Genomic DNA, 516 nt, shown 5'->3' with positions numbered 1-516 from the left:
CGAGCCAGCCGGGACGGACGAGGTGCCGCGGGCGGTCGTCCGCGCGGTGCACGAGCACACGGTGGGAAATCCGTTCTACGTCCGCGAAGTAGCCCGAGGTCTGGTCGAGGACGGCAAACTCGTCCGACGCGACGGACGGTGGCTCAGTGACACGAGCGTGTCCGCGCTGGGCATTCCGGCCACCGTCCACCAGGCGGTGCGGGCACGCGTCGGAGGGCTGGCACCGGCAACGCGATCGTTGCTGCAGGCCGCCGCGGTGTTTTCCGGCGACCTGTGCCTGGCCACGGTGGGCGCGGTGGCGGAACTGTCCGAGGCGGGCGCACTCGACGCGGTGGACCAGGCCTTGGCGACAGGATTCCTGCGACGCACGGCGAATGTCTGCGCCCCCTACGCGTTCGCGCACGCGATCGTCCGCGACGCGCTGGCTGACTCGATCAATCCCGACCGGGCTGCCCGCCTGCACCGCCGTGCCGCCGACGTCCTCGAAGGCGAACAGCCCACCGATCACGCTGCCGT

General features: G+C 71.5%; 1 pseudogene. It reads left to right on the top strand.

Annotated features, from left to right (window positions below):
- Positions 1 to 516: pseudogene (locus U9980_RS22790) on the top strand (hypothetical protein); the annotation flags it as partial.

It is taken from the genome of Protofrankia sp. Cr1 (assembly GCF_963555865.1).
Taxonomy (GTDB): Bacteria; Actinomycetota; Actinomycetes; order Frankiales; family Frankiaceae; genus Protofrankia.
Note: the sequence above shows the minus strand (reverse complement) of the source record. Positions and strands in the feature narration are given on the sequence as shown.